The 22,505-nt window shown below is 67.8% G+C and carries 19 protein-coding genes; 9 read left to right on the top strand and 10 right to left on the bottom strand.

The window, feature by feature from the left end:
- Positions 1-172 precede the first annotated feature (172 nt).
- Positions 173-1,033 carry a C40 family peptidase gene (locus tag VMT40_RS20720; RefSeq protein WP_326360068.1) on the top strand — a complete coding sequence of 287 codons (861 nt, stop codon included), beginning with the start codon at positions 173-175 and terminating at the stop codon, positions 1,031-1,033.
- A 36-nt stretch (positions 1,034-1,069) separates the two neighbouring features.
- Here VMT40_RS20720 and VMT40_RS20715 read toward each other — a convergent pair whose 3' ends face one another.
- Positions 1,070-2,653: a beta-N-acetylhexosaminidase gene (locus VMT40_RS20715; RefSeq protein WP_326360067.1), complete on the bottom strand. Its 1,584-nt coding sequence runs from the start codon at positions 2,651-2,653 to the stop codon at positions 1,070-1,072.
- A 77-nt stretch (positions 2,654-2,730) separates the two neighbouring features.
- Between VMT40_RS20715 and VMT40_RS20710 the strand changes: the two genes are divergently transcribed.
- Positions 2,731-3,681, top strand: coding sequence for an SMP-30/gluconolactonase/LRE family protein (locus VMT40_RS20710; protein ID WP_326360066.1), 951 nt, complete (start codon positions 2,731-2,733; stop codon positions 3,679-3,681).
- Here the strand turns inward: VMT40_RS20710 and VMT40_RS20705 are convergent.
- The gene (locus tag VMT40_RS20705) at positions 3,630-4,286 is read right to left on the bottom strand and encodes a TetR family transcriptional regulator (RefSeq protein ID WP_326360065.1); all 657 of its coding nucleotides are present in this window, start codon (positions 4,284-4,286) and stop codon (positions 3,630-3,632) included. The genes VMT40_RS20710 and VMT40_RS20705 overlap by 52 nt on opposite strands.
- Before the next feature lie 106 nt (positions 4,287-4,392).
- Here VMT40_RS20705 and VMT40_RS20700 point away from each other — a divergent pair, with 106 nt between their 5' ends.
- Entirely contained in the window at positions 4,393-5,493 is a 1,101-nt protein-coding gene (locus tag VMT40_RS20700) for a substrate-binding domain-containing protein (RefSeq protein WP_326360064.1), read from the top strand.
- Positions 5,494-5,710: 217 nt separating this feature from the next.
- Positions 5,711-6,421 (top strand): GbsR/MarR family transcriptional regulator, encoded by a 711-nt coding sequence (locus VMT40_RS20695; protein ID WP_326360062.1) that lies wholly within the window; start codon positions 5,711-5,713, stop codon positions 6,419-6,421.
- A 22-nt stretch (positions 6,422-6,443) separates the two neighbouring features.
- On the opposite strand, the gene VMT40_RS20690 is transcribed toward VMT40_RS20695, so the two are convergent.
- Positions 6,444-6,707, bottom strand: coding sequence for a hypothetical protein (locus tag VMT40_RS20690; RefSeq protein ID WP_326360061.1), 264 nt, complete (start codon positions 6,705-6,707; stop codon positions 6,444-6,446).
- Between the two features lie 276 nt (positions 6,708-6,983).
- Here VMT40_RS20690 and VMT40_RS20685 point away from each other — a divergent pair, with 276 nt between their 5' ends.
- On the top strand, positions 6,984-7,940 hold the full coding sequence (locus tag VMT40_RS20685; RefSeq protein WP_326307410.1) for an undecaprenyl-diphosphate phosphatase: 957 nt from the start codon (positions 6,984-6,986) through the stop codon (positions 7,938-7,940).
- 71 nt (positions 7,941-8,011) lie between these two features.
- Here the strand turns inward: VMT40_RS20685 and VMT40_RS20680 are convergent, their stop codons facing one another.
- Together VMT40_RS20680 and VMT40_RS20675 are read right to left on the bottom strand one after the other, a co-directional pair.
- Complete coding sequence (locus VMT40_RS20680) at positions 8,012-9,673, bottom strand: cutinase family protein (protein WP_326360060.1); 1,662 nt, start codon at positions 9,671-9,673, stop codon at positions 8,012-8,014.
- A gap of 203 nt (positions 9,674-9,876) precedes the next feature.
- Complete coding sequence (locus VMT40_RS20675; protein WP_326360059.1) at positions 9,877-11,280, bottom strand: lipase family protein; 1,404 nt, start codon at positions 11,278-11,280, stop codon at positions 9,877-9,879.
- Positions 11,281-11,456: 176 nt separating this feature from the next.
- Here VMT40_RS20675 and VMT40_RS20670 point away from each other — a divergent pair, with 176 nt between their 5' ends.
- Positions 11,457-12,275, top strand: a complete 819-nt coding sequence (locus VMT40_RS20670; protein ID WP_326360058.1) for an SDR family oxidoreductase — start codon at positions 11,457-11,459, stop codon at positions 12,273-12,275.
- Between the two features lie 78 nt (positions 12,276-12,353).
- Here the strand turns inward: VMT40_RS20670 and VMT40_RS20665 are convergent, their stop codons facing one another.
- Entirely contained in the window at positions 12,354-12,554 is a 201-nt protein-coding gene (locus VMT40_RS20665) for a hypothetical protein (RefSeq protein ID WP_326360056.1), read from the bottom strand.
- Between the two features lie 529 nt (positions 12,555-13,083).
- Here VMT40_RS20665 and VMT40_RS20660 point away from each other — a divergent pair.
- Genes VMT40_RS20660 through xdhC form a run of 3 tightly spaced genes read left to right on the top strand, consistent with a single transcriptional unit; the run spans position 13,084 to position 17,940 of the window.
- The gene (locus VMT40_RS20660; protein WP_326360054.1) at positions 13,084-14,598 is read left to right on the top strand and encodes a xanthine dehydrogenase small subunit; all 1,515 of its coding nucleotides are present in this window, start codon (positions 13,084-13,086) and stop codon (positions 14,596-14,598) included.
- Complete coding sequence (xdhB, locus tag VMT40_RS20655) at positions 14,595-17,084, top strand: xanthine dehydrogenase molybdopterin binding subunit (protein ID WP_326360052.1); 2,490 nt, start codon at positions 14,595-14,597, stop codon at positions 17,082-17,084. The genes VMT40_RS20660 and xdhB overlap by 4 nt, the downstream gene beginning before the upstream one ends.
- A 1-nt stretch (position 17,085) precedes the next feature.
- Entirely contained in the window at positions 17,086-17,940 is an 855-nt protein-coding gene (gene xdhC, locus VMT40_RS20650) for a xanthine dehydrogenase accessory protein XdhC (RefSeq protein WP_326360051.1), read from the top strand.
- Between the two features lie 87 nt (positions 17,941-18,027).
- On the opposite strand, the gene VMT40_RS20645 is transcribed toward xdhC, so the two are convergent.
- From VMT40_RS20645 to VMT40_RS20630, 4 genes are read right to left on the bottom strand one after another with little or no spacing between them, the layout of a single operon-like run.
- Positions 18,028-18,666 (bottom strand): histidine phosphatase family protein, encoded by a 639-nt coding sequence (locus tag VMT40_RS20645; RefSeq protein ID WP_326360050.1) that lies wholly within the window; start codon positions 18,664-18,666, stop codon positions 18,028-18,030.
- Positions 18,663-20,462 carry a carbamoyltransferase family protein gene (locus tag VMT40_RS20640; protein WP_326360048.1) on the bottom strand — a complete coding sequence of 600 codons (1,800 nt, stop codon included), beginning with the start codon at positions 20,460-20,462 and terminating at the stop codon, positions 18,663-18,665. The genes VMT40_RS20645 and VMT40_RS20640 overlap by 4 nt, the downstream gene beginning before the upstream one ends.
- The gene (locus VMT40_RS20635) at positions 20,410-21,528 is read right to left on the bottom strand and encodes an NAD(P)/FAD-dependent oxidoreductase (RefSeq protein ID WP_326360047.1); all 1,119 of its coding nucleotides are present in this window, start codon (positions 21,526-21,528) and stop codon (positions 20,410-20,412) included. Before VMT40_RS20635 ends, VMT40_RS20640 begins: the two co-directional genes overlap by 53 nt.
- Positions 21,525-22,493 (bottom strand): hypothetical protein, encoded by a 969-nt coding sequence (locus tag VMT40_RS20630; RefSeq protein WP_326360046.1) that lies wholly within the window; start codon positions 22,491-22,493, stop codon positions 21,525-21,527. Before VMT40_RS20630 ends, VMT40_RS20635 begins: the two co-directional genes overlap by 4 nt.
- Between the last annotated feature and the right edge of the window lie 12 nt (positions 22,494-22,505).

The following is a 22,505-nucleotide window of genomic DNA, read 5'->3' as shown; positions in this document are numbered from 1 at the left end:
TGCACTTCGAGCGAAATATGCAATTTCGGATCTGCTGGCAGTACCGAGCTTCACGTGTGATGGACGGAAACCGAATAGCTTTCACGGCTTGATCGGAGGACGACCGCTCATGGAATCGATCGGTGATAGACAGAAGGTTCGAGTTCTACCGCGGCTGAGCCTGCGGGCCCTGGTGACAGGAGTCCTCGGTGCGGCGGCCATCGGAGCCGCCCTGCTGTTCACGGCGGGTGAGGCGCACGCGGCGCCGGTGACGGTCCCCGGGATCGGCGAGATCCAGATCCCGAACGAGATCGCCACCCAACTCGGAATTCCGGTTCCGGCACAGGAATCCACGGCTGGGGAAGCCGGGGATTTCCGTCCCGTGACGAATCCCGAGGCGGACGACCGGATCCCGGGTGTGGGCGAGGCGGACGCCTCGCGCATGGTCGCCATTCCGGAACGGGTCGCCATTCCGGAACGGGTTGCCATCGCCCCGGCCGACGCGACCCAGGATTCCCTTCCGGTGCAATCCCTTTCGCCGGAGCCCCTGCGTCCCGCCACCCCGGCCCCCGCGCCGGAGGTGCGTTCGGTCGTGGTGGCCGGGCTCGGCAGCTTCTCGATCCCGTCGGCGCTGCCCCCGCTGGTCGGCATCCCGGGCGTGACCGACACCTCGGCCGTGCCCGCGCCCATGCCCGCGGCCATGCCGAAGCGGACGACCGGACAGCGCGCGCTCGACGCGGCGCGCAGCAAGCTCGGCGCGTACTACCGCGCGGGCGGCAATGGACCGGACTCGTTCGACTGCTCGGGTTTCGTGCAATGGTCCTATCGCGAGGCCGGAGTCGAGTTGCCGCGCACCAGCTATTCGCAACTGGCCGCCGGAACCCCGGTGCCCCTGGACGATCTGCAGCCGGGCGATCTGGTCTCCTACTACGGCGGCGGCCATTCGGCCATGTACCTCGGCGACGGGAAGATCATTCACGCCAGCGATTACGGCTCGGGTGTGAAGATCTCGCCGCTGAACAATATGCCGGTGACCGGAGCTCGGCGCTTTTGACCGGATCGCCTCGATCGCTCAGGGCCACTCTGTTGCTCAAGGCCAGGAGACGTTGGCCAGGCGGGTGAGGAACTCCGCATACGAGATGCCGCCGGTGCCGGTCCACAAATGCTGGGCCATGATCGGCAAGCGGGCTCGCAAGGGAGTGACGATCTGCTCGGGAGTCAGGGCCGTCGGGTCATCGCACCAGACGAACACCAGGGATCCGCGCAGCAGGGATCGATCGGATTCGGGCAGACGCTGCCCGTTGACGAAGACCCTGGGGTCCCAGACCCACAGCAGTTCGGGCGGTGCGTTCAGGGCCGCCGCCGCACCACCGGTTGCGAAATACGTGGGCGTGAAGGCGGCATTGAGAATGGGATGTCCGGCCCGGGTGTACTCGTCCGGGGTGCGACCGCCGGGGAACCACGGCAGTCCACCGGCGCTCGAGGACCAATACTGCACCACCAGTTCGGGTTTCGGTGACAGCACGCCCGCGTGATCGAAGCCGTCGTTCCAGGCGCGCGGGGTCTTGCCGAAGGATTCGACAATATCGGCGGCCCAGTTGGCGAACCCGACGATGACGTCGCCCGGCACCGCGTCGGGGCCGAAAGTCTTTGTGGCGTAGTCGCTCAACTGCGGATACCGGGTGTAGTCGGAGACGTACTCGTCGCAGCCCAGATGCCAGTAGCGGCCCGGGAACTGGGGCACGAACTCGTGCAAGATATCGCTGATCAGTTGGTAGGCAGCGGGATTGGTGAGATCGATCTTGCCGCCCACGCCACCGGCGATCGTATTGTCGCTGGCCGCATCCTGTGCCGTGGTGCGCGCCGGGCGGAGCACCAGCTCCGGATGCTCGGCGAGAATCGCGTTCATATGGCTGGGCATATCGATCTCGGGCACGATCTCGATGCCGTAGGACCGGGCGTAGTCGAGGATCTCGCGCAGGTCCGCGGCGCTGTAGTGCTCGGGTGAGGTGATCTCGGGATGTGTGGTGCTCGCGAGCCGGAACCCCTGGGTGTCCGACAGGTGCAACTGCAGCATGTTCATGCGCAGGTACGCGGCATCGCGGATGCGCGCCTTCACCCAGTCGACCGGAAAGAACTCGCGACCGGTGTCGAGCATGAGCCCGCGTTCGGCGTAGTCCGGCCAGTCCTCGACCGTGCCGCCGGGTAGGGCGATGCGCTGGCGCAACCACTGCAGCGCGGTCTGGGTGCCGTGCACCAGACCCGCCGGGCTGTCGGCGGTGATCGTGAGCCGATCGGTAATCGCGATGTGATAGGACTCCGCGACCGGTATCGCGGTTTCGCCCCGGCGCAGCACGATATCGCCGGGTCGATCGCCGGTATCGGCCGTGGAAATGGGTTTTCCGGCCCGCGTCAGATCCGCGGCGAATCGTTGTGCGACCTCGCTCGAATTGCCGTCGGCGACAATGCGGGATTCCGTTCCGAGGGTGAATCCTGCCGTCCCCGTATCGGGTGTCCAGCGTTGAATACTCGGTACGGTAACCGGAAGTTGTTGTGCCGCAACAGGATTGGCATGCGCGATCGAAATATGGACAATCGCCCAACTAGCCGTGAGGGTGAGGCAGGCCGCCACCCGACGCGCATGCCGACCGAAACGCTGTGAATATCCGGGCACGGCGACCATTGAACCCGTCAAGCCCCGAAAACGTCATACGATAGCCAGAATCATCGGCCGATATTTCGAGGTGTGTCATGGGGATCAGGAAATCGGCGGCGGTCGCGTTCGCGACGCTCACCTTCGCCGCGCTGTCGCTATTCACCGCCTCTCCGGCCTCGGCCGCACCGGTCTGTCCGGGTGCGGGCCAGCCGACCTTCGTGGTCGCCTCCGTGCCGGGCGCGGCCTTCGAGGGCCTGACCTTCGACCCCGCCGGGCGGGCCTTCGTCACGGATCTGGTGAGCGGTCAGGTCTTCCGCATCGACGCCCCCGGCGCGCCAGCGATCCCGATCGCGCGCGTGCCCAGCGGCGGCGCGGGCGCCCTGGCCTGGCTGCCGGACGGCCGCCTGCTGGTCGGCTACGGCGCGGACGCGCGGGCCCTGTTCGGTGACGCCATTCGCTCGGCCGGGATCGTGACCGTCGATCCGGACACCGGTGCGGTCGCGCCCTTCGCCGCCGGACTCTCCGCCGCCGACGGCATGGACGTGGCCCACGACGGAACCGTCTACGCCACCAACGATTTCGGCTCCCTGGTGGGTCGGGTCTACCCGAACAGCGTGGTCCAGGCGGACTGGGCGAACTTCCCCAGCGCCAATGGCGCGGTGCTGAACCAGGATGACTCGTTCCTGTACGTGTCGCGCACCTTCGTCAATCCGGGCGTGAGCCGGATTCCCACCAATGCCCCGTGGGCCCCGCAGTCGCTGCTGGACCTGTCCGGCGGTGAGTTCTTCTCCGCACCCGACGGCCTGACCCTGGATTCGGTGGAGCGCCCGGTGGTTCCGTTCAACCCGTCCGGCCAAGTCGTGCGCATCGACGCCCCGGGTCAGTACTGCGTGCTGGGTTTCGGACCGCAGTTGACCAGTGAGGTGCAGTACGGCCGTGGCGGCCAAGGCTTCTCGGCCGGTCGGCTCTTCGGCATCACCTTCACCGGCGTGGTCTACGAGATCCCGGGCGGCTTCGACCCCGACGCCCGCACCGCCGCGCCCTGACGCGCGACCGGTTCGGTCAGCAGGCCTACGATCATGGCGATGATGTTGTCCTGCACGTCGTTTCGCTCCGCGGCGGTGCTCAGCTCCTGCCGCTCGTAGTCGGCGAGCAGGGCGAACATGACGGTGCTCATGGCCAGCAGCCGATACCGGCGCAGCGCCGGGGTGAGGTCGGGCATCGCCCGGTACAACCGCGCCACGATGACTCGCGTTGCGTGCCAGCGCTTCTCGTGCAGATCGGGTCCGCTCACCGCCGGATGCGAGCGCGCCTGCTCCAGGAATCGGGCGTAGTGGGTGGACCCCTCGGCATAGGGCACGTCGAACATGGGCCGCACCAGAATCGTCACCAGCGCGGCCACGCTGTCGGGCGCGCCCGAGGCCTCGTGGTCGGCCAGCAGTTCGGTGCGCCGATTCTCCAGGGCGGGCTGATGCCGTTCCAGGATCGCGGTGATGAGACCGTCGCGGGAGCCGAAGTGGTAGTGCACCGCGGAGTTGTTGCGTTGTCCCGCCGCCACCGCGATATCGCGCAGGGCCACATCCGGCCCCCGTTCGGCGATGGTGCGCTCACCGGCGAGCAGAATCAACTCGCGCGCGTCAGGACTGTTCACCGTGGTCACTATAGGGCCGGGTCGAATTCGCCTCGGAACGGTACTATCCTGCCCCTTCGGATGTACCGCGCCGTACCGGCGGGCGCGGCCGGACCCGACGGTGGTGATGATCGTGACGCCACGACCCTTCCGGTCCCGCCGGTCCACGGTGGACCTGGCCCTGGTGGTGCCGTCGAGCGGGCCTGCGGGCATCTTCGGGCCGTCGTGTGAGGCGTGCGCGACGCTGGCCGTCGAGGACATCAACGCCATGGGCGGCATTCTCGGCCGCCCGGTCCGGCTGCACACCGTGGACGCCGGGGCCCCGCTGCCGGTGCTGTCCGCGCAGATCGACCGCATGGTCGGCCTCGGCATGATCGACGGGGTGGTGGGCTGGCATCTGTCCAACGCCCGCAAGGTGATCACCCCGCATACCGCCGGGCGGGTGCCCTACATCTACACCACCTTCTACGAGGGCGGCGAGGACGCCGACGGGGTCTACATGGTGGGCGAGACCCCCGATCAGCAGCTGTTCCCCGCCCTGCGCTGGTTTCGCTCGGAGCTGGGTGTGCGGCGCTGGTGCGTGATCGGCAACGACTACGTCTGGCCGCGCGAAACCGCCAGGGCCACCGCGGAATTCGCGGCGCGAACGGACATCGACGTGGTCGGCGAGGTCTTCGTGCCGCTGGGCGGCCGCGATTTCGGTCCGGCCCTTGACCTGATCCGCCGCTCGCCCGCCCAGGGCGTGCTGGTCTTCATGGTCGGCGCGGACTGCGCGGCCTTCAATCGGGCGTTCGCGGCGGCCGGACTGGACGACGGCCGGGTGCGCCTGAGCATGATGATCGGCGAGGACGTGCTCTTGGCGGGTGGTCCCGACAGCGCGCGCGGATTGTTCACGGCCTGTGGCTATTTCGAGAGCCTGGTGTCGAACGAGGGCATGGCGTTCGGCAGCCGCTACACCGCCCGCTTCGGCCAGCTGGCTCCGGCGCTGAACAATATCGGCGAATCCTGTTACGAGGGTTTGCTGTTGTTCGCGTCCCTGGCCGAGGCGGCCCGCAGCCTGGATGTGCGTGCGATCGAGCGGGGCGCGGCACGAGTCAGTTACGGCGGCCCGCGTGGGGAAGTGCGGGTGCGTGGAGTGCACACCACCCAGCCGGTGTTCTTGGCCGGGGCCGACATCATGGACTTCAGTGTGATCGCCGATCTCTCACAGTCCCGGTCGTCTCGCTGAGCCGAAGCGGAACGTCCGCAATCGGTTCGAGGCGAACGCTACGTTGCGTTCACAAGATGGGTAATGAACGAATGCCGTGGGAAACGCGATAACGCCTGTTGGGCAAGGTGATTCGCAAGCTGGCAAGGCCGAAGCCTACTGCAATCACGCAGGTCGTGTGTTGCAATAGGTGGGAGCCTTGCCGCCGCGGCGGCACTCTGATGAAGGAGCCGCACAGGTGCCCGGAGGACGACTCAGCCAGGAGGATCGCCGTCTCATTGCCGCGGGTCTGTCCCACGGGCTCGGCTATGCCGATATCGCGCGACAGCTCAATCGGCCCACCTCGACCGTGAGTCGGGAGGTGACTCGCAATGGCGGGCCCGGCCGCTACCGCGCCGAGGTCGCGCAGGCCGCCACCGTCGTGCGCTCGCGGCGCCGCGCGCCCCGGCCCAAACGGGTCGAAAGTCCGTCCACCGCAGACGAATACGGCCGCAGCCCGGAACTGCTGTCGGATTTCAGCACCCGGATCGCGGAATTGTTCACGGTGACCGGCATGCCCAAAATGGCCGCGGCCGTGCTCGCCCGGCTCTACGCCGCGGATTCGGGCAGCCTGACGGCCGCGGAATTGGTGGCCCAGTTGCGGGTGAGTCCCGCGACCGTGTCGTCGGCGGTCGGCCACCTCGAAAAGCGGGCCCTCATTCGCCGGGATCGGGATCCGGGCACCCGCCGCGACCGCTATGTCATCGACGAATCCGCCTGGTATAGAGCAACTCTCGAGAACGCGCGCGCCAATGAGCGGCTCGCCGCCAGGGCTCGCGACGGCGCGGAGGCGCTGGGTTCGGACACGCCCGCCGGGGTGCGGCTGCTGGGCATGAGCGAATATCTCGAGCGGGTGGGCCTGGATATGCTGCGCTCCGCCGAGCGCTGGCGCGACCGGCTCGCCCGCTGAAAATCCCGCTCGCGTTCGGGAACTAGAGCGCGGGTGCCCCGGGCTGCGCGCCGCGGAATGGATTCGCGACGGCAATTCCGGGGAATCTGCGGTGTATGCGATCGACGTACCGGCGCACCGTGGAGAGTTCGGCATTGATGGTCTGCCGGGCGTCCGCGGTGGGCGCGGTCTGCAATCGCCGAGTCAGTTTGACTACATGCCTTTCCAATTCATCCAGGAAGATGCGAGCCTGTGCTAACTCGGGATCCTCGCCGGTGTCGGGATCGTCGAATCCCCTGTACTGCATAACGCGGAAGTATTCCACGCAGCCGGGTTCCGCGCCGCGCAAATCGATTGCGTCCAGGTGGAATTCACCGGACGCCCGAATGCGTGCGCCCCATTGAAAGCCACCTCGCGCACGGGCCGCGGATTTGTTCGAAAGCGACCGACCGGATTGACCAACCGGCCGCCGGGCCGGTCCGACCGCGTGTGAGCGGACCCCCGACCGATCGAGTAGCCTCGCGAAGCGAGCAGCCCGGCCCGGCCGGGTGTTCGGATCCCCCGCACCGCCCCCTCGACAGGAATTCGAATGGCCATCAGTTACCTGGAATCGATCGTCGTCGGCGCACTCCAAGGGGTGAGTGAGCTCTTCCCGGTCTCCAGCCTGGGCCACAGCATCCTGCTGCCCGCCTGGGTGGGCGGCAAGTGGGCCGATGATCTGAGCATGTCCGCCAAGGACTCCCCGTACCTGGCGCTGCTGGTGGCCATGCACGTCGCCACCGCGCTGGCCCTGGTCATCTTCTTCTGGCGCGATTGGGTGCGCATTCTGCGCGGCCTGTGGGATGTCGTACTGACCCGGCAGATCCGCACGCCGGAGGCCCGCCTCGGCGTGCTGCTGGTGATCGCCACCATCCCGGTGGGCCTGGCCGGATTGCTCCTGGAGAAGGCCGTCCGCAACTACCTCGGCACGCCCGTCCCGACCTCGATTTTCCTGGCCATCAATGGGTTCGTGCTGCTGTCGGCGGAGATCATGCGCAAGCGCGAGCACGAACCCGAGTACAGCCTCACCAGCCCGACCGGCCGCACCGGCGACCTCTCCATGGAGGACACCATCGTGCTGCCCATGACCGATCCGGACCGCGCCTCCGATGTGCGCCTGTCCCGCCTGAGCATTCGCGACGCCACCCTGATCGGCGCGGCCCAGATCGCCGCGCTCTTCCCCGGCATCAGCCGTTCGGGCAGCACCATCGTGGCGGGCCTGTTCAAGGGCATGCGCCACGAGGATGCCGCCCGCTTCGCCTTCCTGCTGGCCACGCCCGTCATTCTCGCGGCGGGCGTGCTCAAGATGCCCGAGCTGTTCAAGCACGAGAACCACGCCATTCTCGGTCCGGCCTTCGCGGGCAGCGTGGTCGCGGGCATCCTGTCCTATATCTCGGTCAAGTTCCTCACGGCCTACTTCGAGACCAAGACCCTGACCCCCTTCGCCATCTACTGCCTGGTCGCCGGGCTGGGCAGCCTGGTCTGGTTCACCATTCGCTGAGCGCCCCATAAAGAAATGCGCTGGCGCGCACCCCGGAAAAAGGGTGACGCGCCAGCGCATTTCTCGTGCTGTCAGTGACCCGCGGTGGTGGTCACCGGCGTCGTGGTGGTGGTCGGCGGAGTGGTGGTCGTGGGCGGCACCGTCGTCGTGGTCACCGGGGGAGTGGTGGTGACGGGCGACGTGGTCGTCGTCGGATCCGGGGTGACCGTGGTCGTCGTCGGCGGCACCGTGGTGGTGGTCGGCGGCGTCGTGGTCGTGGTGGTCGGCGTGGTCGATCCGGTCACCGTGGTGGAAGTGGTTGGGGGAGTGGTGGTTCCGGACGCGCTCGCCCGCGCCGCGGCCAGCACGTTGGGTGTCGTGGTGGTGGGCTTCGGCGTGGAGGTCAGCGTGTGCGGGTCCAGCTTCCCGGCCTGCGCCTCCTTGGCCAGTTCGGTCAGCCACGCGGCGGCGTAGTCGGCGGAGCTCACCGGCTTGCCATTGTCCGGATTCTGGTCGTGCCAGTAGTCGAAGTGGTGTCCGGTGCCATTGGGTCCGAGGGTCAGGTTGTACGGGTCGTTCAGCAGCACCGGAATCGTGTTCTGATTGCTGGTGATCAGCCCGATGACCTCGTTGAACACCTTCTGCGGCAGGTAGGCCAGCGGCGACATGTTCTCGGCCTGAATCGAATCCGCCGCGACCGGGGTCGGGTTGTCCTGATTCGGCTTGTAATCCGGCGCCGAGACCTTGAGCAGCACGTCGAGGAAGGTCTCCTTGCTGGTCCACCAGCCCGGATTGTGCGCGATATCGGCGAAGGCGTCGCCCGCGATCTTGCCCAGCACCTCGGCCACCTGGATGCCGGTGGTCGGGGTGAGGTTGTTGTCGTTCTGGATCTGATCGATATTGATCTGGCGGCCGACATTGATGGCCAGCTGCAGCAGCGAGATGTTCTTCGGCGCGGCGCAGGTGAGGTCGCCGTCGGAGCAGAAGGACGCGATCCGGCCGTTCAGCGCGCCGAAGTCACCCTGCTGATCGACCAGCGCGCCCTGACCACCGGCGACATCCTTGCCGGTCTGGTAGCTCTGACCGAAGTTGTCGGGGTGGCTGGGATCCTTGGCCCCGATGAACGGACCGTCCCCGGCCGAGCGGCCCGCGTCGGCGAGAATCACCACACCGGCCACATTGCCCGGATCCACGATCGCGTACTTGCCGTCCGCGCCCGCGGTCTGGTGGCCGATCTCCATGGCGACCTTGCGCGTGACGCTCGCGCCCTCGCTGTAGCCGACAATGGCGAACTTGGTGTTCGGGCAGGCCGCGGAGATATCGCGCATGACCTGCTCGGTATTGGCGACGCCCTGGTTGACCGAGTCCTCGTAGCTGTTCAGATTCGCCGGGTAGGAGACGTACACGGCCCAGTACGAATTGGAGTCGACCGATCCGCCGGGGGCGTTCACCACCGGATCCACCCAGTGGCTCTGGTAGTCGTCGGACAGCGCGGCGGGCAGCTCGTTGCCATTGGCGTCGACCAGCATCTTCGTGGTGCCCGGCTGCGGCGAGTCATTGCGCCCGGCGACCGAGATGGTCACCATGTCATGGCATTCCGTGACCGAGGCCTTCAGGGCCGGATCGGCCTGTTTCGAGTCCGGTGACGACGTGAGTGCGAAGGTTGCCGCGACCGCCGCCGCCACGCCCAGCACCGCGGGTGCCGCAACCGCAGAAGCAATGCGATGTCGCTTCATGAAGTCGCGAATATCCATGCCCGAATCCCCATTTCACCCCGACAGTGAATTGTCAGGCCCCCTTACGGTCGGGCCATCTACCACCGGAGACGTCGTCGCGGGAGATCCGAGCGTTACTTTCGCGAATGAGTCGTTATCGCAGCATGACTCGAGTGCGCCGCGCCGAAGTGGGCTGGGTCACAACGACGCGGCATTGCTATGAGTACCCGGGAGTGCGGTCGTCACGCTCCGATGGGCTTGCCGAAGAACGAGGCCAGGGTCTCCCCGATGGTGTCGCCGAGGGTCTGCAGTTCACCCGGCGTGCCGAGCATCGACGGCGAGTCGGTCGTCGAGCAACCCGCTTGCGCGGGAACGCCATTGAGCCGGTCGAACAGCCACATCAGGGCGGCCGGACCGCCGACGACCTCGGCGACAATGTGCTCGCTCGCCCAGTCCCGGGTGTAGGTCACCTGGGCCTTCGGGTCCTGGCAATAGGTGTCGACGAGCTGATCGGCCGAAGCGAGCGGCAGGATCTCGTCCCACCGGGAATGCCACATGAACACCGGCATGTCCGGCAGGCTCTTGCCCAGCCGGGTGTCTTCGAGCATGGCCCGCACCGCCGGTTCCCGCAGCGGGTCAGGGGAATTGATCATGCCGGTGATATTGAGGAACGGCAGCAGCGCCGACTGGTACTGCACGCAGAACGGGGCCTTCACGGCGCGCAGCACCTGGCCCACCGGATCGAGCTTCCGATCCAGCAGCGCGTTGAAGTCCGGATACTCGCGCGCGAGGCCGAGCACCGCGGCGAACACCAGCCCGGAGGTGGCCTGATTATTGGCCATGAGCAGGGCCGCGCCCAGATCCGCGCCGGTGCCGCCGGAGGCCGCGCCGACGATATTCAGTTCCGGCGCATAGGTTTTGCGCAATTCGGCGGCGTGCATGGTGGGCATGGACCCGCCCGAATAGCCGTACATGGCCACCGGCGCGCCCGCCCCGACGCCGAGCGGCGCGAAGGAGGTGGCGGCGCGAATGCCGTCGAGGGTGATCCGCCCGGCCAGCGGGCCCGCCGCATACGCCGAATTCGGGCCCTCGTGATCGGGAATCACTACCGCGTCGCCCTTCTGCAGGGCGGCCTGCGCGAACAGGAATTCGATGGGCGCGACGATCTGGCCGACGAACGGCGCGACCGAGAACTGTTGCAGCGCATAGGAAGGACTGCAATAGCCCGCGGTGGAATCCTCGGCGATCTGCACCGACAGCAGCTTGCGCGGGGTAGGGGAGACGCCGCGGGGTTTGAGCAGCGTGGCCACCGCCGCAATCGCCTCGTCGCGACTGTTGTTGGAGCGGTAGGAGACCTGCCACGCGTCCACGTTCAGCGGAATCAGGCCGAAATTGGCGATATTCACCTGCCGGGCGGCAAGGATCTCGCCGGGTGCGGCGGCCGCCACCACCTCGGCGGGCGGGTTGTAGAAGCCCGGATCGAGCTCCGGCGGCAGCGGCAGGATCCGCGCGGGCTGGATGGGCGGCAGCGCCGGATCCGCCGGATCGCCCTGCGCCGGGCTCGCGGTGAGTGTCGCGACCGTTACGGCGCTGAGGGATAAGAGTCCGAGCCGCACGATCCGGCCGGTCAACCGCCTGGTCCCCATTGACCTTCTTCCTCGCCTGAATTTGTGAGACTAGTCAGTCTCAATATTTGCCGTAACACTATGTCACGCGTGTGACCTGGCTCGCAATATCCATTCGTGGCGGAAAATGTTCATCCCGATGAGGGTAGATCGCGCTCTTGCTTGGAGCGCACTCCAACTCGCTAGGGTGGGAGAACATGAGCAAAGTGTGGTTCATTACCGGCGTATCAAGGGGTTTCGGGCGGGAATGGACGCTCGCCGCACTCGAGCGCGGCGACCGCGTGGCGGGCACCGCGCGCGACCTGAGCACCCTCGATGACCTGGTCGCCAAGTACCCGGACACCTTCCTCCCGATCCGGCTCGACGTCACCGACCGCGCCGCCGACTTCGCCGCCGTCCAGCAGGCCGCCGACCACTTCGGCCGCCTCGACGTCGTCGTCAACAACGCGGGCTACGGCCAGTTCGGCATGATCGAGGAACTCACCGAGCAGGAATTCCGAAACCAGTTGGAGACCAACGTCTTCGGCGCGCTCTGGGTCACCCAGGCCGCCCTGCCCATCCTGCGCGGCCAGGGCAGCGGCCACATCATCCAGGTCTCCAGCATCGGCGGCATCTCCGCCTTCCTGAACCTCGGCGCCTACCACGCCTCGAAGTGGGCCCTGGAGGGCTTCTCCCAGTCCCTCGCCCAGGAGGTCGCCCCCTTCGGCATTCACGTCACCCTCGTCGAGCCCGGCGGCTTCGACACCGACTGGGCGGGCCCCTCGGCCTTGCACGCCACCCCGATTCCGGCCTACGACGCCGCTCGCGCGGCCCGCGCCGCCCAGCGCAACAGCGTCAAGCGCGGCGACCCGACGGCCACCGCCCCGGCCATCTTCGCCATCGTCGACGCCGACGAGCCCCCGCTGCGCATCTTCCTCGGCGAGGTCCCCCTGGCCATCGCCACCGCCGACTACGAGTCGCGCCTGGAAACCTGGCGCAAATGGCAGCCGATTTCCGCTGCCGCCCAGGGCAACTGAGCGGTAGCGACACGGGCGGATGCCCTCGACCGAATGCGGTCGAGGGCATCGTTGTTTTCGAATCCCGCGGGTCCGCAATCAGACCCGACGGCGTCCCCAGCGGCTGCGTGAGCCCCATTGACGCGGAGACGAGACCCGCGCGCTGAATCCGGCCATGTGCAGGGCCAGGCCCAGCAGTCCGGCGATGACGAAAACACTCACTCCCACACCGGTGGTCCGGTCGGCGAGCTCGAGCAGGAGCGCGATCGCGAAGAGGATCGCGGCGATGATGGCGAACATGATGGTCGGATACCCGCATCCGTAGGCGGAACACACAAACGCGTGAGCGCTTTCGGATCGATTCTTCGTAGCTTCTGACAAAAGCATGTTTATTTGTGCGATAAACCGATTCGTTCGAAGGTCGCCGAAGCGGCGATCAGAGGTTCCTGCAAACTCTTGCGGAGCACCCCGGATCAGCTTGACCGATGTGCCGCACGCCACGTACTTTCGGGCGTACCGACACATGTGAGCTGCTTGGAAGGAGGCGAGTCGGATGTCGATCACTGTCCTGGCCGCCACCCCCGACCTGCGGCACCTGGCTCACCGGACCGCCTGGGTCCCGGGTCGTGTAGCGCACGGCTTCTGAGCAGCCAATTCCCGGCGCGCCCGCTAGCGGCCCCGGCGTCATCGCTCTCTGTCACCGCCTGCGGCATGTCTCCTGCGTGCTGATTCGCGCTCCGGGTTCTCGGGCTGCGTCACCGAAATAGAAAGCTCCTGAAATGGCGACTAGGATTATCAGATCGACCGCGCACCGAAATGAGGATGTGCCATGGTAGAAGCGCGGATCACGGTCAACGGGAAAGTCACCCCGATTTCCCCGGCGGCCCCTCACACGACCGTCCTGGATTTCCTGCGTGATCGCGGTTTCACCGGGAGCAAGGAAGGCTGTGCCGAGGGCGAATGCGGCGCCTGTTCGATCATGGTCGCCCGCCCGGGCGTGGAGGCGAAGACCGACTGGGTCGCCGTCAACGCCTGCCTGGTTCCGGTCGCCGCCCTCGATGGTCAGGAGATCGTCACCGCCGAGGGCCTCGCGACCCTCGACGGTTCCGGCACCCCCACCGAACTGCACCCCGTGCAGCAGGAGATGGCGGTGCGCGGTGGCTCCCAGTGTGGTTACTGCACACCGGGATTCATCTGCAGCATGGCCTCGGAGTACTACCGTCCCGGCCGCTGCGGCGGTGCCGCCGCGCAGACCAATGGTGCCGAGACCAATGGCGCGGCCAACGGTGCCGAGCCGCACTCGCACGAGGGCGATCACGAGCACGGCCCCAATGGCTTCGATCTGCACTCGCTGAGCGGAAACCTGTGCCGCTGCACCGGTTACCGCCCGATCCGGGACGCCGCCTTCGCGCTCGGCGCGCCCGCGGCCGACGACCCGTTCGCGCAGCGCCGCGATCAGGACGCGCCCGCGCCCGTCGCCACCGAGTACAGCCAGGACGGCCGCACCTTCCGTCGTCCCGAGACCCTCGCCGAGGCCGTGCAGCTGCTGCGCGAGCGCCCGGACGCGGTGCTCGTGGCCGGTTCCACCGACTGGGGCGTCGAGGTCAATATTCGTTCGCGCCGTGCGGACTACGCCATCGGCATCGATCGCCTGCCCGAACTGCGCGGCCTGAAGATCGAGTCCGATCACATCGAGATCGGCGCGGCCGTGCCGCTGACCGAGATCGAGCGTCGCCTCGACGGCAGCGTGCCGCTGCTGGCGCAGCTGTTCCCGCAGTTCGCCTCCCGGCTCATTCGCAACAACGCCACCTTCGGCGGCAACCTGGGTACCGGTTCCCCGATCGGTGACTCGCCGCCCGCGCTGCTCGCGCTGGGTGCGTCGGTGGTGCTCGCCTCCGCCGACGGTGAGCGCGAGGTCGAGCTGGCCGACTACTTCACCGGCTACCGGCAGAGCGTGCGTCGCCCCGACGAGCTGATCCGCGCCGTGCGCATCCCGCTGCCGCTGGCCAAGGTCACCGCGTTCCACAAGATCGCCAAGCGGCGCTTCGACGACATCTCCAGTGTCGCGGTCGCTTTCGCGCTCGACATCGAGGACGGCGTCGTGACCCGGGCCCGCATCGGCCTGGGCGGTGTGGCCGCCACCCCGATCCGCGCCCGCGACACCGAGGCCGCGCTGATCGGCAAGCCGTGGTCCACCGAGACCGTCGAGGCCGCCGCCGCCATCCTGCAGGGCGAGGGCACGCCGATGAACGATCACCGCGCCAGCTCCGAGTACCGCGCCGCGATGCTCGGACAGAGCCTGAAGAAGCTGTACGCGCAGACCACCGAGGCGGTGCTGTCATGAGCCATTTGTCCGAACGCCCCGAGAAGCCGGTTGTCGGCGTCCCGATGCCGCACGAGAGCGCGTCGCTGCACGTGACCGGCACCGCGCTCTACACCGACGACCTGGTGTACCGCACCAAGGACTGCCTGCACGCCTACCCGGTGCAGGTGTTCAAGGCGCACGGGAAGATCAAGTCGCTGAACACCGATGCCGCCTACGCGGTGCCGGGCGTCGTGCGGGTGCTCACCATCGCCGACGTGCCCGGCGTCAATGACGCGGGCATGAAGCACGACGAGCCGCTGTTCCCCGAAGAGGTCATGTTCCACGGCCACGCGGTCGCGTGGGTGCTGGGCGACACCCTGGAGGCGGCCCGGCTGGGCGCGGCGGCCGTCGAGGTGGAGCTCGAGGAGCTGCCCTCGCTCATCACCGTGCGCGAGGCGATCGAGGCCGAGAGCTTCCACGGCGCGCGCCCGACCATGATCCGTGGCGATATCGATGAGGGTTTCGCCAACTCGGTGCATGTGTTCGAGGGTGAGTTCGAGTTCAAGGGCCAGGAGCACTTCTACCTCGAGACCCACTGCGCGCTGGCCCAGATCGACGAGGCCGGACAGGTTTTCATCCAGTCCAGCACCCAGCACCCGTCCGAGACCCAGGAAATCGTGGCGCACGTGCTCGGTCTGCACAGCCACGAGGTGACCGTGCAGTGCCTGCGCATGGGCGGCGGCTTCGGCGGCAAGGAAATGCAGCCGCACGGGTTCGCGGCCGTCGCCGCGCTCGGCGCCAAGCTCACTGGTCGCCCGGTTCGCCTGCGGCTCAACCGGACTCAGGACCTCACCATGTCCGGCAAGCGGCACGGCTTCCACGCCTCGTGGAAGATCGGCTTCGACGCGCAGGGCCGCATCCAGGCCCTCGATGCCACGCTGACCGCCGACGGCGGCTGGAGCCTGGACCTCTCGGAGCCGGTGCTGGCCCGCGCGCTGTGCCACATCGACAACACCTACTGGATCCCGAACGCGCACGTCGCGGGTCGCATCGCCAAGACGAATACGGTCTCCAACACCGCTTTCCGCGGTTTCGGTGGCCCGCAGGGCATGATCGTGATCGAGGACATCATGGGCCGCTGCGCCCCGCTGTTGGGCCTGGATCCGGCGGAGCTGCGCGAGCGCAACTTCTACGCGCCCAACCAGACCACCCCGTACGGTCAGCCGGTCGGGCAGACCGATCGCATCGGCAAGATCTGGCACCAGACCCAGGACAACGCGGACTGGGCGCAGCGGCAGCGCGAGATCGCGGCCTTCAACGCCGCGCACCCGAACACCAAGCGCGCCTTGGCGATCACGAACATCAAGTTCGGCATCTCGTTCAACCTCACCGCCTTCAACCAGGGCGGTTCGCTGGTGCTGATCTACAAGGACGGCTCCGTCCTGATCAACCACGGCGGCACCGAGATGGGCCAGGGCCTGCACACCAAGATGATGCAGGTCGCCGCGACCACGCTGGGCATCCCGCTGCACAAGGTGCGGCTGGCCCCGACGCGAACCGACAAGGTGCCCAACACCTCCGCCACCGCCGCGTCCTCCGGCGCGGATCTCAATGGCGGCGCGATCAAGAACGCCTGTGAGCAGTTGCGGGCGCGCCTGGTCCAGGTCGCCGCGACCCAGTTGGGCGGCAATGCCTCCGACATCCGCATCATCGACGGTGTCGCAACACTTTTGGGCAGCGACAAGACCCTCGACTGGGACACGCTGGTGCACACCGCGTACTTCCAGCGCGTGCAGCTGTCGGCCTCGGGCTACTACCGCACCGAGGGTCTGCACTGGGACGCCAAGATCTTCCAGGGTTCGCCGTTCAAGTACTTCGCCTACGGCGCGGCCGCGACCGAGGTCGAGGTGGACGGCTTCACCGGCGCCTACAAGATCCGCCGCGTGGACATCGTTCACGATGTGGGCGACAGCCTTTCGCCGCTGATCGACATCGGTCAGGTCGAGGGCGGCTTCGTGCAGGGCGCGGGCTGGCTGACGCTCGAGGACCTGCGCTGGGACACCAGCGACGGCCCCAACCGCGGCCGGTTCCTGACCCAGGCGGCGAGCACCTACAAGCTGCCGAGCTTCTCGGAAATGCCCGAGGAGTTCAATGTGACGCTGCTCGAGGATGCCACCGAGGAGGGCGCGGTCTACGGCTCCAAGGCCGTCGGCGAGCCGCCGCTCATGCTGGCGTTCTCGGTGCGCGAGGCATTGCGGCAGGCCGCCGCGGCGTTCGGTGCCGAGGGCACCAGCGTCGATTTGGCCTCGCCCGCCACGCCGGAGTCGGTGTACTGGGCGATCCAGGCCGCGCGCCAGGGCGCACCGTCGGTGGCCGCGTACACCACCAACGGCCACGCCGCGAACGGTCACGCCGTGAACGGCAACGGCCACAACGGCAATGGCGTCAACGGCACCAATGGCAGCAACGGCAATGGCAGCAACGGTCACGCCGTCACCGGTGCGACCGCGTTGAGCGGAGTCTGACATGACCTGGATCGCCGCGGTCGAGCGGTTGCGAGCCCGTCGGGAACCCGGCGTGCTGGTGACCGTCGCGACCGTGCGCGGCCACGCGCCCCGCAAGGCGGGCGCGAAACTGGTTGTGGGACGGACGGAGTCCTGGGGTTCGATCGGCGGCGGCAATATCGAGGCCGTCGCCATCGACCGGGCGCGCGAACTGCTCGCCCAGCCCGATCCGGAGACGGAGATCATGGACTTCGCCCTCAACGACAAGGTCACCAACCGGCACGGCGTGCAGTGCTGCGGCGGCGCGGTCAGCGTGTTGCTGGAGCCGCTGCCGGTGGTGCCCGCGGTGGCCATCTTCGGGGTCGGGCATGTGGGCTACGAGCTGGCCCGCATCCTGGCCCGCCAGGAGCTCGATCTGCACCTGATCGATACCCGCCCGGAGCAGCTCGCGCCGGAACGGCTCACCGTCCTCGACGACGCGGTGGCGCAGGTGCACGTGCATCGGCCGCTGATGCTGCCGGAGGAAGTGATCGCCGAGCTGCCGCCGGGCACCCACGTGCTGATCATGACCCATGATCACGCCGAGGACGCGGCGCTGTGCGACACCGCCTTGCGCACACCGGAACTCGGGTCGATCGGACTGATCGGGTCGTCCGCCAAATGGGCGCGGTTCCAGAAGAAGCTGGCCACCGAGGGCGGGTTCGACGCGGCCACCATCGCGCGGATCAAGACCCCCATCGGGCTCACCGAGATCACGGGCAAGGAACCGGCGATCATCGCGGTCAGCGTCGCGGCGGATCTGATCATGACCTTCGAGCACGAGCGCCACGCGAAAAACACCGTGGCACCGGTGCATTCGATCGCGGACAGCGCCTAAGGCAAATCGGACAGCGCCTAGGGCAACACGGCGAGGCCCCGGTTCTCTGGAGAACCGGGGCCTCGTCCTATTGCGGGGGAGGGTGATTCAGCGCAGGTGTGAGGTGTCGTTGAACCAGCGCACCGAGGCGGACCCGTCGCCGTAGTACGACACCGCCGAAATCGACGCCGCCGCCAACTCCATGCGGAACAGCGACTCCGGGGGAGCGCCCAACGCCAATCGGATCAGGGTGCGCAGCGGCGCGACATGCGACACGACGAGCACCGTCTGGCCCGTATGCCGCGCCAGCAGCTGATCGCGGGACCACTCCACCCGGCGCGTCACCGAATCCAGCGATTCGCCCGTGCCGCCCGGCACCGCCGACGGCGACGCCAGCCAGGCCGTCCACTCCTCCGGGTAACGGTCCCGGACCTCGGCGAACGTCAGGCCGTCCCAGCTGCCGAAATCCGCCTCGCGCAGTCCCGCCGCGAGGCGGATGTCCAGGCCCAGCTTCCGGGCCGCGGGTTCGGCGGTCTCCCGGCACCGGCGCAGCGGCGAGGACACCACCGCGTGCACCGGGCCGAGCTCCGCGAGCAGGCGGGCGGCGGCCTCGGCCTGCCGCCGCCCGGTCTCCGACAGCGCCGGATCGGAACCGCCGCTGCCGGAGAATCGCTTCTCCGGCGTCAGCGCCGTCTCGCCGTGCCGCATCAGCAGCAGCGTTGTTGGCTCTCCCGCGGCGAATGTCATTGGTCCGTGGCGGCTTTCGTGACGAGATAGTTGCCGAGCACGACATAGTCGATCTCGGTGCCGAGGAAGCAGCGCAGCGCGTCGGCCGGGGTGCACACGATCGGTTCGCCCGCGACATTGAACGAGGTGTTGATCAGGCACGGCACGTCGGTGAGCGCGGTGAAGCGGCTCAGCAGCGCCGCCAGGCGCGGGGTGTCACGTTCGGTGATCGTCTGCACCCGCGACGTGCCGTCCACGTGGGTCGCGCCGGGAATCACGTCCCGGAACTCCGGCCGCACGGGAAACACGAAAGTCATGTACGGCGAACGAGTTTTGCGGCCCATCTCGAAGACCCGCGGCGCATCCGACTCCAGCACCAGCGGTGCGAACGGGCGGAACGGTTCGCGATGCTTGACCCGGGTGTTGATGACGTCCTTGATATCCGGGAACTTCGGGTTCGCCAGAATGCTGCGGTGCCCCAAAGCCCGTGGGCCGTGCTCGATCCGGCCCTCGAACCAGCCGATGACGACCTTCTCGGTGAGCAGTTTCGACACCTGGTCGACGATCTCGTCATCGCCGAGCCGGGTCCAGCCGACTCGATCGCCGAACTCGCGCAGGGCCTGCTCGATCGCGGCATCATCGTATTCCGGTCCGAGGTACGGGGTTACGCGCGGAGCGGGCCGATCCGTTCCGGCGCTGTCGGGGTGGTCGAGCCAGGCGCGCACCGCCGCCCCGATCGTGATGCCGGTATCGCTCGCGCCGAAGCTCACGTCCATCTCGGCGAAGCGTGACCCCTCGAACAGCGGGGTGTTGTTGAGGCAGTTCAATGCGACGCCGCCCTCGAACAACAGATGGTCGAGATCCGTTTTCGATTCCAGCGCGCGCAGTTGATGATTGGTGACCACGCCCAGCATCTCCTGCGCTGCCGCCGCGACCCGCGCCTGATACTCGAGGGTGCTCTCGAACGGGCCGAAGTATTGCTCGAACAGCGGATCCAGGCCGCGTGGGTTGTCTGTCTCCAGGGGCCTGCGGAAGGCGTACCGGCCGTCGGCGTGCAGTTCGAGCAGGTCCTCGACGAACGGATTCGGCACCGGCGGCTCGGCGTAGCCGGACAGTCCCATCACCTTGTATTCGTCATTGTTGGGAACGAATCCGAGGAAGCGGGTGATCGCGCTGAACAGAATGCCGATCGAGTACTCCGCACCGATCGTGGATTCCTCGAAGATGCGGACGCGGCCCTGCCGGATCTCGCCGAGCACCGTCGAGAACCGTTCCGCGCGACCGTCACTGACCAGGAACGCGCTGTCGGGCATCCCTGCCAGGTAGTAGCCGGTCATGGCGTGCGCGATGTGGTGCGGGACGAACACCACCTTGGCCGGGTCGGGGGTGAAGCCGGTGCGCGCCGCGAAATCGGCCAGGATCGCCTCGGGGCCGACGACTTCGGCTGCCAGCCCGCGGATTCCACGCAGCAGCTGCTGCCGCGCCACCTCGTCCATGGGTGCGGCGGAGATGTCGGCCAGCACCTCGTTCACGACCTCGGGTGACCAATTCCAGGGAATCGCAAGCAGATCGACGTCGGCGAAGTCGATTCCCGCGTGATCCAGGCACCAGCGCACCGAGTTGATCGGGAAGTCGGTGGTCTTCTTGTCCCGGTTGAGTCGCTCCTCCTCCACGGCCGCGACGAGTTCGCCGTCGATCAGCAGCGACGCGCCCGCATCGTGGCCCATGAGGTAGTGCTTGTCGATGCCGACCGCACCGAAGTTCTCAGCGAAGAATTCCGAGACTCGGCTGAAACCGTTGCACCCCAAGACGATCATTTTGATTTCCTTCTTTGCCGAGGACGAGATCGCGGACGAGCTCCCCGGCGGCGGGCGCCTGGCACAGCCCCTGGCCGGAGAATCCCGCCGCGTACAGGAATGGGCGGGCGGGATCGCGGCCGATGACGGCCATGCCATCGGGGCTGACATCGAGATCCCCGCTCCAGCCGTGGTCGACGCGCTGCCCCGCGAGCTCCGGGAAGGCGGAGCCGAGCTGATCCGACACCCGCCGCCGCCACTCGTCGTGCGATTCATCGGGTCCCGGGCGGCCCATGCCGATGAGAATGCGGTCTCCCCAGGAACGGATGCGCAGGCTCGACGGGTGCAGGGTCATGGGCAGCGTGTGCGGAGCGCCCGCGGGCGCGTCGGTCAGGAGCATGTCGACCGGATAGGTCGTGACCGGCAGCTCCACGTCGGCCATGGCGGCCACGGTGTCGGCCCAGGGACCGGCCGCGCAGACAATGGTTCCGGCCAGGATACTGCCGGAGGGCGTGTGCACCCGGCCGTCGGGATCGATTGCGGTGACCGGGGTTTGGGTGCGCAACACGGCCCCGGCCCGCTCGGCCGTCGCCGCGTAGGCGTGCACGATCGCGGCCGGATCGCACGCGTACGCCTCGGGCGACCAGGCGGCCGCCACGATGGTGCGCGGATCCAGCAGCGGGTTGTATCGTGCCGCCTCGGCGGCGGAAATCAACTCGACCTCTACGCCTGCAGCTCGCTGGGCCTCTTGCTCCCGGTGGAAGTCCGCCACCTGCCGCTGTTCGGTGAACAACACCAGGAAACCGACCCGCTGCGGCAGCAGGTCGGTTCCGGTGCGTTCGGCCAGCGCGTGATACGCGGCGAGACTGCGCACCGCGAGACCGCCGATCAGGGGATTGCCGGGGAAGTAGGTGCGCACGATCCCGGCGGTGGTGCCCGACGACCCGGACCCGAGATCGCCGCGCTCGAGCAGCACGACCCCGACCCCGGCCTCGGCCAGCTGACACGCGATCGAGGTGCCGATGACACCGCCGCCGATGACCAGGACCTCGGTGCGTTCCACCGTATCCGTGCGGTGCTCGCTCACGACTGCGAGCCCACTTCGGCCGGGCGGTGCTGACGCAGGTGATCACCGGTGTCCCACGGGTACAGGTGCAGGTTCCACGCGCCCAATGTGTTGACGTAGAGCGCGATTTGGCTCGTCACCGCCAGGAAGTCGTCGCGATCGAGGTGGTCGAGGCAGGCCAGGAAGCGCTGGGTGAACGCCCACAGCGGCTCCAGGCCGCAGTAGCCCAGGAACTCGGCCGGGACGCCGACCAGCAGGCGCGTCATGTGGCGCAGGGACTCCATCGGCATGCCCTGGACCGCGCCGCGCACCAGTCCGCCGTAGGAGGCGTACCCGAGTGGGCGGGTCTCGCCATTGACGAACAGCAGGGTGGGCAGCACCGTATCGAAACTGCCTGCCCCCGAGGCGATGACACCACGATGCAGCTCGGCCAGCTCAACCGGCTCGGTCAGCCAGATGCGCTCGGTCTCGGCGTGGACATCGTGGATCAGCCGGTTCGCATCGGCGTCGACGGCGGTCAGGTGTGGAATGCGATGGCCGCCTGCGGTTCCCGCCTTGCGGACCTCGACCAGGATCGGCTGCTTCGTCGAGTAGACCGAATCCCACACCGCCCGACCGGCTTCCAGCAGCGCGGGCAGATCCTCGGACCGGATCCGGCCCACCGGTGCGGCGGGCATGGGCTCGGTCAGCGTGCCGTACTTGATGCCCAAATGCTGCAGCGCGGACAGGAATACGGTGCCGTCGGGCGCGTCCCGCCGGTCCGGGATCTTGGTCTCGGCGGGCGTGTGCAGCAGCGAGGGGATCGGCGCGACGTGGTACAGATGCTCACCCGCGACCAGCGCGTGGCCCTGCAGGCTGCGGTAGGGCAGCGCCTCCCAGAGCGCGTCGGCCAGCTCCGGATTGCGGCCGTCGAGTTCCGCGGTGACGGTGATTCCCAGTTCGGGCCAATCGATTTCGATATGTCGGCCCGACAACGACTCTGACACGGTTGTTCTCCT

It is taken from the genome of Nocardia sp. CDC160 (assembly GCF_035818795.1).
Classification (GTDB): Bacteria; Actinomycetota; Actinomycetes; order Mycobacteriales; family Mycobacteriaceae; genus Nocardia.
Note: the sequence above shows the minus strand (reverse complement) of the source record. Positions and strands in the feature narration are given on the sequence as shown.

Excerpts from the sequence above, each read along its gene's own strand:
- VMT40_RS20640 (WP_326360048.1), bottom strand. The coding sequence starts at position 20,462 with ATGATCGTCTTGGGGTGCAACGGTTTCAGCCGAGTCTCGGAATTCTTC.
- VMT40_RS20710 (WP_326360066.1), top strand. The coding sequence starts at position 2,731 with ATGGGGATCAGGAAATCGGCGGCGGTCGCGTTCGCGACGCTCACCTTC.
- VMT40_RS20675 (WP_326360059.1), bottom strand. The coding sequence starts at position 11,280 with ATGGGGACCAGGCGGTTGACCGGCCGGATCGTGCGGCTCGGACTCTTA.
- VMT40_RS20680 (WP_326360060.1), bottom strand. The coding sequence starts at position 9,673 with ATGGATATTCGCGACTTCATGAAGCGACATCGCATTGCTTCTGCGGTT.
- VMT40_RS20645 (WP_326360050.1), bottom strand. The coding sequence starts at position 18,666 with ATGACATTCGCCGCGGGAGAGCCAACAACGCTGCTGCTGATGCGGCAC.
- VMT40_RS20660 (WP_326360054.1), top strand. The coding sequence starts at position 13,084 with ATGGTAGAAGCGCGGATCACGGTCAACGGGAAAGTCACCCCGATTTCC.
- VMT40_RS20665 (WP_326360056.1), bottom strand. The coding sequence starts at position 12,554 with ATGTTCGCCATCATCGCCGCGATCCTCTTCGCGATCGCGCTCCTGCTC.
- VMT40_RS20690 (WP_326360061.1), bottom strand. The coding sequence starts at position 6,707 with ATGCAGTACAGGGGATTCGACGATCCCGACACCGGCGAGGATCCCGAG.
- xdhB (WP_326360052.1), top strand. The coding sequence starts at position 14,595 with ATGAGCCATTTGTCCGAACGCCCCGAGAAGCCGGTTGTCGGCGTCCCG.
- VMT40_RS20670 (WP_326360058.1), top strand. The coding sequence starts at position 11,457 with ATGAGCAAAGTGTGGTTCATTACCGGCGTATCAAGGGGTTTCGGGCGG.
- VMT40_RS20700 (WP_326360064.1), top strand. The coding sequence starts at position 4,393 with ATGATCGTGACGCCACGACCCTTCCGGTCCCGCCGGTCCACGGTGGAC.
- xdhC (WP_326360051.1), top strand. The coding sequence starts at position 17,086 with ATGACCTGGATCGCCGCGGTCGAGCGGTTGCGAGCCCGTCGGGAACCC.